This window comes from Streptomyces sp. 7R007 (assembly GCF_054850255.1).
In genome coordinates, this window is the sequence record NZ_JBTWMV010000051.1 from 20469 (window position 1) to 37979 (window position 17511).

Annotated in this window: 11 protein-coding genes and 1 pseudogene; 4 read left to right on the top strand and 8 right to left on the bottom strand. The window is 69.9% G+C overall.

Annotated features, from left to right (window positions below):
- Nucleotide 1 precedes the first annotated feature (1 nt).
- On the bottom strand, nt 2-661 hold the full coding sequence (locus ACYF6T_RS37430; protein WP_461702225.1) for a histidine phosphatase family protein: 660 nt from the start codon (nt 659-661) through the stop codon (nt 2-4).
- Between the two features lie 119 nt (nt 662-780).
- Nucleotides 781-1386 carry a YdbC family protein gene (locus ACYF6T_RS37435; protein WP_461702226.1) on the bottom strand — a complete coding sequence of 202 codons (606 nt, stop codon included), beginning with the start codon at nt 1384-1386 and terminating at the stop codon, nt 781-783.
- Nucleotides 1387-1543: 157 nt separating this feature from the next.
- On the opposite strand from ACYF6T_RS37435, the gene ACYF6T_RS37440 reads away from it, so the two are divergent.
- Nucleotides 1544-2074: a TerD family protein gene (locus tag ACYF6T_RS37440; RefSeq protein ID WP_461702228.1), complete on the top strand. Its 531-nt coding sequence runs from the start codon at nt 1544-1546 to the stop codon at nt 2072-2074.
- An 85-nt stretch (nt 2075-2159) separates the two neighbouring features.
- On the opposite strand, the gene ACYF6T_RS37445 is transcribed toward ACYF6T_RS37440, so the two are convergent.
- Together ACYF6T_RS37445 and nrdR are read right to left on the bottom strand one after the other, a co-directional pair.
- Entirely contained in the window at nt 2160-5060 is a 2901-nt protein-coding gene (locus tag ACYF6T_RS37445) for a vitamin B12-dependent ribonucleotide reductase (RefSeq protein ID WP_461702229.1), read from the bottom strand.
- 167 nt (nt 5061-5227) lie between these two features.
- Nucleotides 5228-5788, bottom strand: a complete 561-nt coding sequence (gene nrdR, locus ACYF6T_RS37450) for a transcriptional regulator NrdR (RefSeq protein ID WP_461702231.1) — start codon at nt 5786-5788, stop codon at nt 5228-5230.
- 566 nt (nt 5789-6354) lie between these two features.
- Between nrdR and lexA the strand changes: the two genes are divergently transcribed.
- Nucleotides 6355-7134: a transcriptional repressor LexA gene (gene lexA, locus ACYF6T_RS37455; protein ID WP_461702233.1), complete on the top strand. Its 780-nt coding sequence runs from the start codon at nt 6355-6357 to the stop codon at nt 7132-7134.
- A 295-nt stretch (nt 7135-7429) separates the two neighbouring features.
- On the opposite strand, the gene ACYF6T_RS37460 is transcribed toward lexA, so the two are convergent.
- The 4 genes from ACYF6T_RS37460 to ACYF6T_RS37475 all read right to left on the bottom strand — a co-directional run bounded on the left by ACYF6T_RS37460 (nt 7430) and on the right by ACYF6T_RS37475 (nt 14397).
- On the bottom strand, nt 7430-9442 hold the full coding sequence (locus ACYF6T_RS37460; protein ID WP_461702235.1) for an ATP-dependent DNA helicase: 2013 nt from the start codon (nt 9440-9442) through the stop codon (nt 7430-7432).
- A gap of 222 nt (nt 9443-9664) precedes the next feature.
- Entirely contained in the window at nt 9665-10540 is an 876-nt protein-coding gene (locus ACYF6T_RS37465; RefSeq protein ID WP_461702237.1) for a GNAT family N-acetyltransferase, read from the bottom strand.
- Nucleotides 10541-10659: 119 nt separating this feature from the next.
- Entirely contained in the window at nt 10660-12864 is a 2205-nt protein-coding gene (locus tag ACYF6T_RS37470) for an IucA/IucC family protein (RefSeq protein ID WP_461702267.1), read from the bottom strand.
- 282 nt (nt 12865-13146) lie between these two features.
- Entirely contained in the window at nt 13147-14397 is a 1251-nt protein-coding gene (locus tag ACYF6T_RS37475) for an aminotransferase class III-fold pyridoxal phosphate-dependent enzyme (RefSeq protein ID WP_461702239.1), read from the bottom strand.
- Nucleotides 14398-14766: 369 nt separating this feature from the next.
- Here ACYF6T_RS37475 and ACYF6T_RS37480 point away from each other — a divergent pair.
- A pseudogene (locus ACYF6T_RS37480) lies at nt 14767-15995 on the top strand (glycosyltransferase).
- Between the two features lie 235 nt (nt 15996-16230).
- Nucleotides 16231-17463 (top strand): trypsin-like serine peptidase, encoded by a 1233-nt coding sequence (locus ACYF6T_RS37485; protein ID WP_461702240.1) that lies wholly within the window; start codon nt 16231-16233, stop codon nt 17461-17463.
- Nucleotides 17464-17511: the final 48 nt, after the last annotated feature.

The window sequence follows — 17511 nt, forward strand, 5'->3', positions numbered from 1 at the left end:
TCTATCCGGTGATTCCGTACGGTTCCGGATCTCGCCAGCGTTCGAATGGCCGGTCCAGCACGTACTTGCCGTCGTCCCCGAGAACGAGCATCCGCATCTCGGCGTTCCCCGGGTTCGACAGGGACTCGAATTCCGCGACCGTCCAGTGGAACCACCGCATGCAGAACAGCCGCATGGCCAGGCCGTGAGTCACCAGCAGCACGTTCGGCGGATGATCGGGGTCCTCGAAGCTGCGGAACAGGCTCTCCAGGAAGCCGCCGACCCGGTCGTAGACGTCGGCGCCGGACTCGCCCTGCGCGAAGCGGTAGAAGAAGTGGCCGTAGGCGTCCCGGTATGCCTTCTGGAGGCGTACGTCGTCGCGGTCCTGCCAGTTCCCCCAGTCCTGCTCGCGCAGCCGGGGCTCCTCGCGGACACGTATGAGGTCGGGGTCGAGGTGAAAGGCGCGGAGGGTCTCGTGGGTACGGCGGTACGGCGACACGTAGACGCTGACGCGTTCCCGCCCGAACAGCTCGCGCAGCCGCTTGCCGGTCTCCTCCGCCTGCTGCCAGCCGCGCTCGGTCAGGGCCAGAGCGTGGTCGGGCTCGCGTTCGTACACGGTGTCATCAACATTGCCCGTTGACTCTCCGTGCCGGACAAGGACGATGCGCCGTGGTCGTGCCATGCCAAAACCCTAGATCGGTTTGTGGCGTATCGAGCACTCGTACGGGCTCTATACGGCGTAGGTCACACATTTCCTGCACTATGGGCCACACCAGGGCCCACCATCAGCGGGTCCGGTTTTCAAACCGTCCAGGTCGGTTCGAGCTCCACGATGTCACCCGTGAGGGCCGCGACATCCGCTTCCGTCTGGGCCCGCAGGGCGAGCCGCTCCACGCGTTCCGTGCGGTACTTGCCGTGCTCGGCGGCCGACCTCCACATCGACAGCACCAGGAACTCGTGTCCCGGCGCCTCGCCGAACAGACCGCGGACCATCCCCGGCGATCCGGCCATGGCGGGGTTCCACACCTTCTCCTGCATGAGGACGAAGTGCTCCGCGCGCTCCTCGTGGACGCGGCAGAGGGCCACCCGCACCAGGTCGGCGTCCGTGAAGCGCGGCTCGAAGCCCGTCTTCACGTCGAACCGGTAGTCGAAGAGCTTGACCTGGGTGTCCTTGAAGGTCCCCGACTGGGCGGCGGCCAGCCTGTCGTGCGAGCGGGCCATGAAGGAGTCGTAGAAGGAACGGCTCTCCCAGAAGGAGAAGATGTGCGCTACACCCGGTCGGCCCCGGCTCCAGCCACCGCCCTGCCCTCGAAACCCCGGCTCCCCCAGAAGCCCCGCCCACTTTCGCTGCCCCCGCTCGAAGCCGCGGCGGTCCACCACGGTGCAGCGAATCCACTTGACCAGCACCGCGCCATGGTAAGGCCACGGAGCGTGGCGGTGGTCACGCTCCGGGGGAGAGCGCCGGCGCATACGCGCGTGCGCGCGTGGCAGGATGGACAACAGGCCCTGTCCGCACAGCGGTTGGGCCGACACGGCGCAGGGGGCACGGGGAAGGGGAGACCCGGTGAGCGGCATCAACAAGGGCATTCGCAAGGTCGAGGTCGGCATCAAGTGGGACCCGAGTCCGGCAGGGCAGCCGCCCACCGACCTCGACCTCGTGGCCGCGACGTACCCGACGAGCGATCCGTACGGCGAACCGGCCTACGTGGTGCACTTCGACAGCCGGTCCCCCGACGGCACCATCTCCCTCAACCGCGACAGCAAGGACGGCAAGGGCTTCGGCTGGGACGAGGTCATGACGCTGGAGCTCGAACGACTCAGCGACCGGTACGCGCGCGTGGTGGTCGGTGTCGTCATCCAGCAGCGCCCCGCCGCCCGGACCTTCGTCAGCGTGATCAACCCCGCTGTACGCATTCGGGAGGGCTACACCGTGCTGGCCGAGGACGACTTCGGGGACGTCCTGGGGGCGGTGGCCGCGACGGTCGGGGAGTTCGTGCGCGACGAGTCCGGCTCGTGGGACTTCCACCCGGGAGTCCACGGCTTCGAGGACGCCCCGGAGACGTTCACGAGAACCATGGGCCGCAAACTGTCCTGACCAACCGCGCCACACCATCGGAACGCCGAGGGCGGTGGAGCCGGGCACCGGCTCCACCGCCCTCGTCAGTACTGAGCGTCCGCGATCAGCTGCAGCCGCTCGTCGAGCCGCAGCCCTCGCAGATGTAGCAGGAACCGGCCCGCTGCATCTTCGTGCCGCAGGAGAAGCACAGCGGTGCGTCGGCCTGGATGCCCAGCTGCATCTCGACCAGTTCGGCGCTGGTGTGGGCCTGCTTCGGGGCGGGCTTGGCCGCCTGGACCTCGGCACGCGGCGTGGCCACGGCCTTCAGCTCCTGGGCACGGGGCGCCGACTGGGCCAGACCCTCGACGTCGACCTCGTCCTCGGCCGGCTCGTAGGAGCCGGTCTCCAGGTGACGCTGACGCTCCTCGGCGGAGTGGATGCCAAGCGCGGAGCGCGTCTCGAAGGGCAGGAAGTCCAGCGCCAGACGGCGGAAGATGTAGTCGACGATCGACTGCGCCATCCGCACGTCCGGGTCGTCCGTCATGCCGGCCGGCTCGAAGCGCATGTTGGTGAACTTCGAGACGTACGTCTCCAGCGGCACGCCGTACTGCAGACCCACGGAGACCGCGATGGAGAAGGCGTCCATCATGCCCGCGAGGGTGGAGCCCTGCTTGGACATCTTCAGGAAGACCTCGCCCAGGCCGTCGTCCGGGTAGGAATTGGCCGTCATGTAACCCTCGGCGCCGCCGACCGTGAAGGACGTCGTGATGCCGGGGCGGCCCTTGGGGAGGCGCTTGCGGACCGGGCGGTACTCGATGACCTTCTCGACCGCCTCGCGGATGGTCGCCTCGGCCTTCTCCGTGACCTCGGCCTTCTCCTTCTCCTTGGTCTTGGCGGAGAGCGGCTGGCCGACCTTGCAGTTGTCGCGGTAGATGGCGAGCGCCTTGACGCCCAGCTTCCAGGCCTCGAAGTAGATCTCCTCGACCTCCTCGACGGTCGCCGACTCCGGCATGTTGACCGTCTTGGAGATGGCGCCGGAGATCCACGGCTGGATGGCGGCCATCATGCGCACGTGGCCCATCGGGGAGATGGCCCGCTCGCCCATGGCGCAGTCGAACACCTCGTAGTGCTCGTGCTTGAGGCCGGGAGCGTCGATCACGTTGCCGTGCTCGGCGATGTGGGCGACGATCGCCTCGATCTGCTCCTCCTGGTAGCCCAGGCGGCGCAGGGCCTGCGGGACCGTGCCGTTGACGATCTGCATCGAGCCGCCGCCGACCAGCTTCTTGAACTTCACCAGCGCCAGGTCGGGCTCGACACCGGTGGTGTCGCAGGACATCGCCAGACCGATGGTGCCGGTCGGGGCGAGGACGGACGCCTGGGAGTTACGGAAACCGTTCTTCTCACCGAGGCGCAGCACGTCCTGCCATGCCTCCGTGGCGGCGGCCCACACCGGCGTGTCCAGGTCGTCCATGCGCACGGCCGCGGCGTTGGCGTCGGAGTGCTGCTTCATGACGCGGTTGTGGGCGCCGGCGTTGCGGGCGTAGCCGTCGTACGGGCCCACCACGGCGGCGAGTTCGGCGGAGCGCTTGTACGCCGTACCGGTCATCAGGGAGGTGATGGCACCGGCGAGGGCGCGGCCGCCGTCGGAGTCGTAGGCGTGACCCGTGGCCATCAGCAGGGCGCCGAGGTTGGCGTAGCCGATGCCGAGCTGGCGGAACGCGCGCGTGTTCTCGCCGATCTTCTGGGTCGGGAAGTCCGCGAAGCAGATGGAGATGTCCATCGCGGTGATGACGAGCTCGACGACCTTGGCGAAGCGCTCGACCTCGAAGGACTGGTTGCCCTTGCCGTCGTCCTTGAGGAACTTCATCAGGTTCAGCGAGGCGAGGTTGCAGGACGTGTTGTCCAGGTGCATGTACTCGCTGCAGGGGTTCGAGCCGTTGATGCGGCCGGACTCCGGGCAGGTGTGCCAGTGGTTGATGACGTCGTCGTACTGGATGCCCGGGTCGGCGCAGGCCCACGCGGCCTCGGCCATCTTGCGGAACAGGTCCTTGGCGTCGACCTCTTCGATGACCTCACCGGTCATCCGGGCGCGCAGGCCGAACTTGCCGCCCTGCTCGACCGCCTTCATGAACTCGTCGTTCACGCGGACCGAGTTGTTGGCGTTCTGGTACTGGACCGAGGTGATGTCCTCGCCGCCCAGGTCCATGTCGAAGCCCGCGTCCCGGAGGGCACGGATCTTCTCCTCCTCCTTCACCTTGGTCTCGATGAAGTCCTCGATGTCGGGGTGGTCGACGTCGAGGATGACCATCTTGGCGGCGCGGCGGGTGGCACCACCGGACTTGATGGTGCCGGCGGAGGCGTCGGCGCCGCGCATGAAGGAGACCGGACCGGAGGCGTTGCCACCGGAGGAGAGCAGTTCCTTGGAGGAGCGGATGCGGGAGAGGTTCAGGCCGGCGCCGGAGCCGCCCTTGAAGATCATCCCCTCTTCCTTGTACCAGTCCAGGATCGACTCCATGGAGTCGTCCACGGACAGGATGAAGCAGGCGGAGACCTGCTGGGGCTGCGGGGTGCCGACGTTGAACCAGACGGGGCTGTTGAAGCTGAAGATCTGGTGCAGGAGGGCGTACGCCAGCTCGTGCTCGAAGATCTCCGCGTCGGCGGGCGAGGCGAAGTACTTGTTGTCCTCGCCGGCCTTCCGGTACGTCTTCACGATGCGGTCGATCAGCTGCTTGAGGCTGACCTCGCGCTGCGGGGTGCCGACGGCACCGCGGAAGTACTTGCTGGTGACGATGTTGACCGCGTTCACCGACCAGAAGTCGGGGAACTCGACGCCGCGCTGCTCGAAGTTGACCGAGCCGTCGCGCCAGTTGGTCATGACGACGTCACGGCGCTCCCAGGCCACCTCGTCGTACGGATGCACGCCGGGGGTGGTGTGGATGCGCTCGATACGCAGGCCCTTGTTCGCTGCCGCCTTGGTGCCCTTGGCGCGGGAACTCCGTGCCGGACCGCTCGCCGTCTCTGTCATGCCGCCTCCCTGTACGGGCTAAAACGCCCTGAAGTGCCCCGATGTTCCCGTGGCACGGTGTTCTGTCTGGTGTTGCGGGCACCCACTCGCTACCGCCCGCAACAGGTCTTCGAATCGCCGCCGAACCAGCCGGATCCCGCGCCCTGGCCCGGTCTCCGGCCCGCCGGTCAGTCGGCGGCGTGGGCGGGCTCGGGAACCTGGGTGGTCCCCCCGCGCCCGCGGTCGTCTTCCCGGCTCCCCGCGGCAGCGTCCTCGCGGTCGTCGTCGTCCGCGGCGGCGCGTCGCGTCTCCTCCCTCAGCTCCGCGATGGCGGCCTCGAAGTCGTCGAGCGAGTCGAACGCCCGGTAGACGGAGGCGAATCGCAGATACGCGACGAGGTCGAGCTCCTGCAACGGGCCGAGTATGGCCAGCCCCACGTCATGGGTGGTCAGCTCGGCGCTCCCGGTGGCCCGCACCGCCTCCTCGACCCGCTGGCCGAGCTGGGCGAGTGCGTCCTCGGTGACAGGCCGCCCCTGGCATGCCTTGCGCACGCCGTTGATGACCTTGGTACGACTGAAAGGCTCGGTGACTCCGGACCGCTTGATCACCATCAGTGAGCACGTCTCCACCGTCGTGAACCGACGGGAGCAGTCCGGGCACTGTCGGCGCCTGCGGATCGACGTGCCGTCGTCGGTCGTGCGACTGTCGACGACACGGCTGTCGGGGTGCCTGCAGAAGGGGCAGTGCATGAACTCCCAACCCTCCTCACAGCAGACTCAATAGCCTCGCTGGGCCTCATGGGCCCCTCGAAGCAGCCCCAAGCATAGGCGATCGCCAGGGGCCGGGAGACCCGGGGGACCACAACTTCTGGGCTGCTGTTGCAATCCAACCACTACATGTGGGGATTGGCTCATACATACACGCCGTACGCGCGTGTCGCGCTGGTAAAGGCAGGTCCCGTACGGCCGCGGGGTCGCACCGGATACGGCACCGCACAGCCGTATCGCGAACACGGATGCGGAGATACCGTGGGCGCCACAAGGAGGGGGCGTGGGACTCCCGCGCAGATGGGGAGCCGGTGCCCGGCCGCCGGCGTGCCGGATGGCAGACTGTGTCGACAACCCACGAGGTCACCACCCCGGCGGTGAAGAGTACAACAATGGGCTCTTTTGTCCGCCAGGTACCGCGTTAGCCATACACCCAGACACATGATCAAGTCAGGCAATCCGCGTTTTTTCACTCGAACGTGTGTTTGGCGCAACCTTTCGAAAGCAACTACCGTTGTCCAGCAGGGAGACCATCGAGAGGGGCCGACGTGACCACCACCGCAGACAGTGCCACCATCACTGCCCAGGACCGCTCCCAGGGCCGACTCGATCCGGTGCATGCCATGAACGAAGCCGCGAATCCCGAGGGACACAAGCGCTCCCTGCCGGGGCGACCTCCAGGCATCCGGGCGGACAGCTCGGGACTCACCGACCGGCAGCGCCGGGTGATCGAAGTCATCCGGGACTCCGTGCAGCGGCGCGGCTATCCGCCGTCGATGCGGGAGATCGGGCAGGCGGTCGGCCTGTCCAGCACCTCCTCGGTCGCGCACCAGCTGATGGCACTGGAGCGCAAGGGCTTCCTGCGCCGCGACCCGCACCGCCCGCGCGCGTACGAGGTGCGGGGGTCCGACCAGGCCGCCTCCGTGCAGCCGACGGACACCGCCGGCAAGCCGGCCGCGTCGTACGTCCCGCTGGTCGGCCGTATCGCCGCCGGTGGGCCGATCCTCGCTGAGGAGTCGGTCGAGGACGTCTTCCCCCTCCCCCGCCAGCTGGTCGGTGACGGCGAGCTGTTCGTCCTGAAGGTCGTCGGCGACTCGATGATCGAGGCCGCGATCTGCGACGGCGACTGGGTCACGGTCCGCCGCCAGCCGGTCGCCGAGAACGGAGACATCGTGGCAGCGATGCTCGACGGCGAGGCCACCGTCAAGCGCTTCAAGCGCGAGGACGGCCACGTCTGGCTCCTCCCGCACAACTCCGCGTACGAGCCGATCCCCGGCGACGACGCGACCATCCTCGGCAAGGTGGTGGCGGTGCTGCGGCGCGTGTGACGCCTGTGCCGGGCGGCTCCTCGTGGGATCCGCCCCCTGACCGGGCCCCGGAACCCCTGCGCCGGTTCCGGGGCCCTGCGCTGTCTCCGCATGTCTGCCTGGTGCCAGCGGGTCCGCGTCGCGCAGGGTGTCTGCGTGATGCAGGGCGTCCGCGTCGTGCAGGGGGCGTCCGCTTCGCGCCGCGCTGTCCGCGTCGTGCGTGCCCGCCCCGTCGTGCGCGTATGTCCCCGTGTGCGCGCCGTGGCATGCGCCTGTGCCCCGTCGTGCGAGCGTGCCCCGTGGCGACCTCGGGCCCCTACTCCGCCTCGGCCTGCTTCTGCGCCTCCGTCTGCTTCTGCGCCTCCGTCTGCTTGGCCGCCGCGTCGATCGCCGCGAGCGACCTGCGCACCTGATTACGGTCCGTCGTGTACCAGAAGTCCGGCAGTGACGCCTTCAGATAGCTGCCGTACCGCGCCGTGGCCAGCCGCTGGTCCAGTACGGCGACCACACCGCGGTCCCCCGATGCCCGTACGAGGCGGCCGGCGCCCTGGGCCATGAGCAGCGCGGCGTGGGTCGCGGCGACCGCCATGAAGCCGTTGCCCCCGGCGTCCTCCACCGCCTTCTGGCGGGCGCTCATCAAGGGGTCGTCCGGGCGCGGGAACGGGATCTTGTCCATGACGACCAGCTGACAGCTCGGGCCGGGCACGTCGACGCCCTGCCAGAGTGACAGCGTGCCGAAGAGACAGGTCTTCGGGTCGGCGGCGAAGTTCTTGATCAGCTCGCCCAGGGTCTCCTCGCCCTGGAGCAGGATCGGGAACTCGGGGATGCGGGAGCGCAGTTCCTCGGCGGCGAGCTGGGCGGCGCGCATCGAGGAGAAGAGGCCGAGTGTGCGTCCGCCGGCCGCCTGGATCAGCTCCGTCAGCTCGTCCAGCATGTCGGCTCGGTCGCCGTCCCGCGCGGGACGCGACAGGTGCTTGGCGACGTACAGAATGCCCTGCCTGGGGTAGTCGAAGGGCGAACCCACGTCGATGCCCTTCCACTTCGGCAGGTCGTCGCCCTCCGTGCCCTCCGGGGCGAGTCCCAGCGACGCCCCGACGCCGTTGAAGTCCCCGCCTAGCTTCAGCGTCGCGGAGGTCAGCACGACCGAGCGGTCCGCGAAGAGCTTCTCCCGCAGCAGGCCCGAGACGGACATCGGAGCGACACGCAGCGAGGCGCCGAAGCGGTCGTGGCGCTCGTACCAGACGACGTCCCACTCGGAGCCGTTCGTGATGCGCTCCGCCACGTCGTGCACCGTCTCCACCGAGGCCAGCGCCTGCTTACGGACCGCGTCCTCGTCCTGGACGGACTTGTCGCGCGTCGCGCCGATCGCGGAGATCACCGTACGGCAGGCGTCGCGCAGCGCCATCAGGGCGTATCCGAGGTCCTCCGGGATCTCCTCCAGGCGGCCCGGCAGCGCCAGCTCCATCAGCCGCTCGAAGCCCTCGGCGGCGGTCTGCAACTGGTCCGCCGCCTTCTCGTTGACCAGCTTCGCCGCGCGGCGCACCGCCCGGTTGACCTGGCCGGGGGTGAGCTCGCCGGTGGCGACACCTGTGACGCGGGAGACCAGTTCGTGCGCCTCGTCGACGATCAGCACCTCGTGCTGCGGCAGGACCGGGGCGCCCTCGATGGCGTCGATCGCGAGCAGCGCGTGGTTGGTGACGACGACCTCGGCGAGCTTGGCCCGCTCGCGCGCCATCTCGGCGAAGCACTCGGCGCCGTACGCGCACTTCGATGCCCCCAGGCACTCCCGGGAGGAGACGGAGACCTGCGACCAGGCGCGGTCGGAGACACCGGGCGTGAGGTCGTCGCGGTCCCCCGAGTCGGTGTCCCCCGCCCAGTCACGCAGCCGCAGCAGGTCCTGGCCGAGTTTGCTGGTGGGCGCGGCCGCCTCGAACTGGTCGAAGAGGCCCTCCTCCTCGTCCTGCGGGACGCCTTCGTGGAGGCGGTGCAGGCACAGATAGTTCGACCGGCCCTTGAGCATCGCGAACTCGGGGCGACGGCGCAGCAAGGGATGCAGAGCCTCGACCGTGCGCGGCAGGTCCCGCTCGACGAGCTGGCGCTGCAGGGCGAGGGTGGCCGTCGCCACGACGACTCGCTCCCCGTGCGCGAGCGCGGGGACCAGATAGCCCAGGGACTTTCCGGTGCCGGTGCCGGCCTGGACCAGCAGATGGGAGCCGTCGTCGATGGCCTCCGCGACGGCTTCGGCCATGGTCACCTGGCCGGGGCGCTCCGCACCGCCGACAGCAGTGACGGCAGCATGCAGGAGTTCGGGGAGTGAGGGCTTCGTCATAGCGCGACCACCCTACGGCCAGGCACTGACAAACGGGTGATCACGGCGGGGGTGAGGGGGATGGGGTGGCGATGCAGGACGCCTCTTGTCGCCTGTTGTCGCCCGACCGCACGGATTGGATCACTTGCCGAATCATTTCGACCGAATGCGGATTGTTGGTCGGAGGTGGGAACCTCGCTGCCACGCGGGACGTACAACAAGTGACGATGTCGTGACTCGCTGTCACAGCACATCGCGCAGGGTCCGGTCCCGGATCATGAGGGCGGCTCGCTTGGCGGGCAGGTCGACCTCTGCGGAGAACCGGAAACCGGCGCTCAGGAAAGCGGCGATGGAAGGGGTGTTGCGAAGGTCGGGTTCTGCGAGGACACGTGCGCAGGCGGGCCGCTTGTCGAGCGCGAGGTCGGCGACTGCTCTGAGCAGTGCGCTGCCGAGCCCTCGGCCGCGGTCGGTGACGCTGCCGATGAGGAGGTGGATTCCGGTGTCATGAGGTCGAGCGGGATAGAAGCGGGCCAGCGGGTCGAGGTCCGCCCGGTAGATCTCCCAGTAGCTCATGGGCGTGCCCTCCAGTACGCCGAGGCAGGGGATGCTGCGTCCGTCGCCGGTGAGCTGGGACCGTACATGGTTCTCGGTCACGCTCTGGGCACCGGCCAGTTCCCAGAACTCCGACACGGCAGGGTCGTTCATCCAGCGGCTGATCAGCGGAAGATCCCGCTCGATGTGCACGGGAACCAACTGGAAGACGCCCACGGGAGTGGCGGTCGGGCCCCAGTCGGCGATGCCGTCGAGGAGGTCGTCGGGGGCCGAGGGGGCGGTGACAGGTGACGGCATGCCATCGCACCGACCCGAGGTTCCGTCGGCGGTGGCCTCCTGGGCGATGAGGGCGATGAGTTCGTCGGGGAGGCGCAGGTCGAGGGTGTCCTCGCCGTCCGTGTCCTGGTCGGCTCCGCCATCGATCGTGCCGGGACCGGCGTCGACGCTGTGACCGGGGCCGGGATCAAGGCCCGGGTCGGAACCGGGACCGGCGCCGGGATCAGCGGCGTCGGTGGCGGTAGTGGCGGTGGCGGTTGGGGTGTCTGCGCCGGCGTTGGTGGAAGGCACGGGGTGGCTCCTCTCAGAAGACGGGGTGGGGCATGTACCTCGGGGATGGAGGGAGTTGGCGAGGGTCGGTGCAGAACCTGCACGTGCAAGGGGTCGCTGGAGGCGGCCGGTGATGGTCGTCAGGAATGGAGGGGGTTGGCGATGGTGACGTAGACGGACTGGGTGTCGACCGGTCCGACGAGTTCGTCCAGGCCGTGCAGCCGGGTCAGTAGGTTGGCCTTGCAGCGCAGGACGGGTGAGTCGAGCAGGTGGGCGGGCAGCGAGCTGCGCAACCGGGCGGGGCCGGAGGCCGCCTCGGCGAGGAAGCGGCGGAAGGCGGCGAGGAGGAGCCGCTCGTCGGCGAGGCGCTGGGAGCCGAAGGCACCGACGAGGCCGAGCACGTTGTTGACGGCGAGGTAGTAGGCGAAGCGTTCGTCGGTGACCTCGTCGGAGACGAAGGTGTCGCTGTGCTCGCCGATTCCGGGCAGCCGGGCGTCGAGCTCGGCGTGGCGGGACTCGCGGAAGTAGTAGCCCTGGTTGTCGCGGTAGCGGCCGCCGGCGGGCCAACCGTCGGCGTCGAGCAGGACCAGCGTGTTCTGCTGGTGGGCCTCCAGGGCGATTCCGGCCTCCGAGTCCAGCCACAGGACGGGACGGACGACCTGTTCGAGGTAGCGCAGGAACCACTCGGCGGCGACGGCACCGAGGGGACGCCCCGTTCGACCCGCGAGGCGCGTGAGGAGCTCGGCCAGCCGGGATCGCATATACGTCGGCTCCTGGAGCGCGGACTCTGAAGGGGGGCGGCGCCATGTGGAGGTCTGGCCGCTGCCCGGTCGGGGGCGTGGGCGGGGCGAGACGAGCCCGGCGATGCAGGACACGTCGTCCGACGGGTGGAAGGGGTTGTGCCGGATCACCACGTCCAGGCCCGCCACCGGGCTGCCGTCCGGCGCGTTGACGGCGAGCCACGCGGGGTCACGAACGATGTCGAAGCATGGGTGCGCCGCCTGCCACTCCCTGGAGAGGCCGGTGCGGAGCAGACGGTGGACCTCGACGCCTCGGTGCAGTTCCTTGCGGAGGTTCTCGCGCCGGGAGTTCGTGATGCGCAGGCCGAGCGACAGCTTGAGCATGGCCGGGGCGCCGGAACGATGAACCGTGCGGACGGAGGAGGTGGGGTGCCAGGGGACGCCATGGGGACCGAGGTCCTGGAGCAGGCCGGCGTCGAAGAGAGCGCCGATGTCGGGGCGCCGGCGTAGCTCCTGGAGCTGCCAGGGGTGGAGGGGGAGGGCGGCGTGGCCCTCCGGGAGGGGGAGTGGGAGCGCGAGGGGTCCGTCGGCGCCGGGTTCGGGGCGAGTTCCTGACTCGGGATCGATGCGGGCTCCGACTGACAGTTCGGCCAATCGAGCCGTCAGCTGGGGCGCGGAGACAGGGCGGCCGCGCTCGGTCCAGGCCGAGTCCGTGGCGAGAACGGACGGGGCGACAGCCAACCAGTGCAGGGGGAAGGAGCCGCGCAGTTCCGGGGAGTAGAGGCGGGCCTCGGAGTCCGAGATGCCTTCGCGGCTCTTCGGGGTCGGGTGCAGGGGGTGTCCGAGCAGGAGGGCCTGTTCGGCTGCGAGGAAGAGGTCGGGGCCGTCGGCGGGGTGTGCGCGGCGGTCGCGGAGGAACGCGACCGTTCGGCGAAGGGAGTCGGCGACTCGGGCGACCAGGTCGGTGGTGTCGGGAGGTGGAGAGGAGGGGTGGCGCGAGTTTCCGGCGCGGAGCGTTGTCTCTCTGGCGAGGAGGGCGGCGAGGGTCACCGCGTCGACCGGTGGTGACTGTTCGGGGGCGTTGGCGAGGCGTGGGAGGCCGAAGCGGTGCCAGCCAGTCGGGGACCAGTAGCGGACGGGGACGAGGAGGGTGGTGCCGCTGGCAGGGAGAGGGATACGGAGTGTGCCGTTCTCCGGGGCCGGATGGTCCGACTCTTGTACCTCTTGTACCTCTCGTTGCTCGTGTAGCTCTCGCACCTCTCGCAGCCAGCAGCGGAGAAGGTTCTCGACGGTTGCGGCCTCGGCTGCGGTGTGGGGGTCGAGGTGGTCCAGGGGGTCGGTGGTGGCGTGAGGTGGCCGGTTGGTGGCGCGGAGTCTCGTTGCCTGTGTGTGCGTCGCCTGTTCCGGGATCGCCCCCTGGAGTCCACTCGCGGCCACCGTGCTCGTTCCGGCGGACGAGAGCGGTGCTCGGCGTGCTTCCGCCGTGCGGGAGTCGCCCGGACTCGACGCCCCGGCTCGCCCCGTCGACTCGACGTGCCCGCCAAGACCCGTCGACTCGCCGTCCCCGCCGAGACCCGTCGACCCCCCGTCCCCGCCAATACCCATCGACCCCCCGTCCCCGCCGAGGCCCGCCGACTCGACGCCCGGGTCCCCGCTCCTCCGCCGGCCCGGCGCTGGTGCGGATGCCGCCTCGGAGTGGACGCGGGCGGGGGTAACACCGCCGGTGGTGGCGGGGTCGGGGGTGGTGGGGATCACGGTGGTTCCTTGCGGCGGTGATGGTTCGGTTGCGGGATGGGGGCGGTGGGAGTGCGGGGTTGGCGGAGGCGGGAGAGGTGGTGCCCCGGCCTGTAGCAGGCGGCAGACCGGAGACGGGAGGTGGGACTTCGTTCAACCCGCTCTTTGGGTGCGGCCGCGTAAGCGGGTGCTGTGGGCGTGGTCCACGGCCTCGATGGCGTCGGTCAGACGGATGAGGACCGCCGTCGCCTGATCGTCGGTGATCGTGAGGGGTGGCAGGAGCCGTACGACGTGGGAGTGGCGGCCGGTGAGTTCGACGATCAGGCCGCGGTTGAGGCACTCGCGCTGGACGGCGGCGAGATCGGGGGCGGTGGGGCGGAGGGGGTCCTGTGCGGCGGTGAGTTGCCGGTCCGTACACGTCCCGTTCGCGAACTCCACGCCGATCATCAGACCTCGGCCTCGTGTCGCCGCGGCCCAGGGGAACTCGCCCTCAAGCGCACGGAGTTGGTCGAGCATGCGGGAGCCGAGAGTTGCCGCCCTTTCGGCGAGGCGGTTCTCGCGGACGTAGGACAGGGTTGCCGCGCCGGCCGCCATGGCGAGTTGGTTGCCGCGGAACATGCCGACGGATGCCTCCGGTTGGCGGAGGTCGAGGTCGGCTCGGTGGATCACCACGGCGAGGGGCAGGCTGCCACCGATGGCCTTGGAGAGGATCATGACGTCGGGGGCGATGCCACTGTGCTCGACGGCCCAGAAGGCGCCGGTGCGGCCGACCCCCGTCTCGGTCTCGTCGGCGATCAGGGGAAGGGACCGGGCGGCCGTGAGGTCCCGCATGCGCCGCAACCAGGCGTCGGGGGCCGGGGTCACCCCGTCGTCGCACCGCACCGGTTCCACGATCACGCCGGCGGGGCGTGGAGCCGTCGGCTCGGGAGCGTCCGGGAGGGAGGCGTTCCCGTCGGTGAGCGTGAGCACCCCCTTGCCGCCCGTCGCGGCCTGCACCAGCGTGACCGCGGAGTGCAGCGCGTCGGTTCCATTGGGGCCGCAGAAGCGTACGCGCGCGTGGGCGGCCAGTTCCGGGGGCAGGGTCTGGAGCAGTTCGGCGACGAAGGCGTCCTTCACCGGAGTGGCGAGGTCCGGGGCCTGCAGGGGTGCGCCTGAGTCGAGGACCTTGCGGATGGCCGCCAGGACGACGGGGTGGTTGTGGCCGAGGGCCAGTGTTCCGGCGCCCGAGGTGCAGTCGAGGTAGCGGCGGCCGTCGGCGCCCTCGATGGTCAGGCCCCGGGCCCGGACGGGAACGAGGGGCAGCGCGGGAGCGTAGGTGCGTGCCGCGGGTTCACGCGCCGGCTGACGTCGCGGGGTCCTCTCGGGCGAGCCGTTCCTCCGGCCCACCGATCCGGCCACAACCATCCGTCCTCCCGCCGGGGAACCACACGGCAGCAAGCCCCCCACCGCTACCAACCCCCAACGAGGCCACGGGTTACGGGTTGCCGCAAGATCATTGGAGAGAAGATCGCTGAGGAGAAGAGGTGGTGAAAAGGAGAAAAGAAGACCGGTGGAGAGCGGGTCAGCGGAGAGAAGACCGTTGGCGGAAAGGTCGACGACGGAACGGGACGCACCGCTGGCGTTCCACGCGGCCCCGAGGGAAGAACACCCGACCAGGAAGCCCACGCCCCTCCATGATCAACGTATAGCCGACCGGGGGCCTTGCGGCAAGGCCCCGTCGGTGGCGCAGAATCGCCCGCCTGAGCCGGTACACGAGGGCGTGGGAGTCGCGGAATGCGTGTGCTGCTGTTGGCCTACGGGTCGCGTGGGGACGTGGAACCGATGGTGGGGTTCGCGGTGGCACTGCGGGCCCTCGGCGCCGAGGTGCGAATGTGTGCGCCGCCCGACTTCGCGGGGCTGCTGGACGAGGCCGGTCTGGCGCTGGTGCCGCTCGGGCAATCGGTGCGGGAGACGGCGACCAAGGCGGTGACCGGGACGGCGGACGCCCCACGCCCCGCGGGTCTGCCCGAGCGGGCGGCCCGGATGGTGGCCGGGACGTACGAGGAGATCGCCGGGGCGGCCGAGGGATGTGACGCGGTGGTGGCGACCGGTCTGCTCCCGGCCGCGGCGGCCGCGCGGGCGGTGGCCGCGAAGCTCGGCATTCCCTACCTGTTCGTGGCCTTCTTCCCGGCGTACCTGCCCTCGCCGCACCACCCGCCGCTCGCGTGGCCGGGCCGTCCGCTGCCACCCGACGTGACCGACAACCGGGTGCTGTGGGACCTGAACAGGGAGACTCTGAACGAGCTGTTCGGAGACGCGGTCAACACGCACCGGACCTCGATCGGCCTGCCCCCGGTGGACAACGTCCGCGACCACGTCCTCACCGACCGCCCCTGGCTGGCGGCCGACCCGGTCCTTGCCCCGTGGCCGCGGTGGGCGGGCCTCGACGTCGTGCAGACCGGCGCGTGGATCCGACCGGACGAACGCCCCCTTCCCGAGGCATTGCAGGCGTTCCTGGACGCCGGCGCACCACCCCTCCACGTGGGTTTCGGCAGCATGCCTCTCCGCGAGGCGCGGGACGTCGCCCAGGCGGCCGTCGAAGCGGTCCGGGCGCAGGGCCGGCGCGTCCTGCTGTCCCGTGGCTGGGCCGAGCTCGCGCCGCCGATGCCGCCGCCGACGACTGCCTCGTCGTCGACGAGGTCAACCAGCAGGCGTTGTTCGGCCGGGTGGCCGCCGTCGTGCACCACGGTGGCGCTGGTACGACGACGACGGCCGCTCGGGCCGGGGCGCCGCAGGTGGTGGTTCCGCAGATGGCGGACCAGCCGTACTGGGCGGACAGGGTGGGCGAGTTGGGCATCGGCGTGGCGCACGACGGCCCGACCCCGACCTTCGAGTCCCTGTCGGCCGCGCTCAAGACGGCCCTGGCTCCCGAGACCCGGGCCCGTGCGACCGCCGTCGCCGGCACGATCCGCACGGACGGGGCGACGGTGGCCGCGCGGCAGTTGTGGGACGCGGTCGGCTGAGGGACTGGCAGAGGCGGTCCGAGGGGAGGGGACCGACGATGTCCGGAGGAACCGTCAAAAGGGCTGCCGCCGGGACGAATTGCCAGTTCAGACAGCTCGTAGCGAAACCGTTGCCGTTCCGTCGGCAGTCCCCCACAGCCAGCGCATAGTGTGTGGTGCCGTTCCTTGAAGGGGCCCGTCCGAGTGAGCCCTTTCCGGGAAGTCCCAGTTCGTTCACCTCAGGGGGAGTCGGAGCATGCGATCCACAAGGCCGTCGTTCAGCGTTCGCCGCGTGAGGGGGGCGCGCCGCAGGACCTCCCCCGTCCTCGCGGCGGTCGCCCTGGCCTCGGCGCTGGCCCTCACCGCCACCGCCTGCGACTCGGACGACACGAACGCCGGCGGCCAGGCGTCCGCCTCCGCGACCGACACGGGCAGCACCGGCGACGGCAAGATCAGGATCCCGGACGACATCAAGAACAAGCTCAAAGAGCACGGGATCGACATCGACAAGTGGAAGAACGGCGCCTGGAAGAACTGGGACAAGGACGACTGGCTGCGCGAGGCCGACGACTTCATCAACCCGATCATCAAGGGGCTGTGGAACCCGGACCGGATGCGCAAGGCCAACGACCCGGACAAGAAGGTCGACGACAACGACCTCTCCGGTGACCAGGGCGTGACCGATCCGACGCCCGAGCCGGTGCAGGCGAAGGCCGTGGCGCCCACCTACCACGCCAACGCGGCGACGGCCGGCAAGGTGTTCTTCGACTCCCCCGAGGGCACCATGGTCTGCTCGGCGACGGTGGTGGAGGACCCGGCGCACCCGGGCAAGTCCAACCTCATCTGGACGGCGGGGCACTGCGTGCACGCCGGCAAGGACGGCGGCTGGTACCGCAACATCGCCTTCGTGCCGTCGTACAACGACTCGGGCAAGTCCGCCGCCCAGTTGCAGAACGCCACGCGCGAGGAGGTCGCTCCCTACGGCGTCTGGTGGGCCGACTGGGCGCAGACCTCCCAGCAGTGGATCGAGCAGGGCGGTGAGACGGGCGGCAACGGTGCCTCGTACGACTACGCCGTGATCCATGTGACGCCGGAGAAGGGCGGCAACGGCAAGTCGCTCGAGGAGACGGTCGGTTCGGCGCTGCCGGTGAACTTCAACGCTCCGGCGGTGCCGAAGGTCAGCGCCATCACCGCGACCGGCTACCCGGCGGCGGCGCCGTTCGACGGGCAGTTGCTGTACCAGTGCATGGACAAGCCGGGGCGGCTGTCGATCAACGCCTCCGACCCGACCATGTACCGCATCGGCTGCACCATGACCGGTGGCTCGTCGGGCGGCGGCTGGGTCGAGACGGGGGCGGACGGCAAGGCCGCGCTGGTCTCCAACACCTCGATCGGACCGGTGAGTTCCGGCTGGCTGGCCGGTCCTCGGCTGGGGGACGTGGCCAAGGGCGTGTACCAGTCGGTGAGCAAGAAGTTCGCCGGGCAGTAGCGCGGGGAGCGCCGAGTACGACCGAAGGCCCGTCCCTCCGTGGAGGGA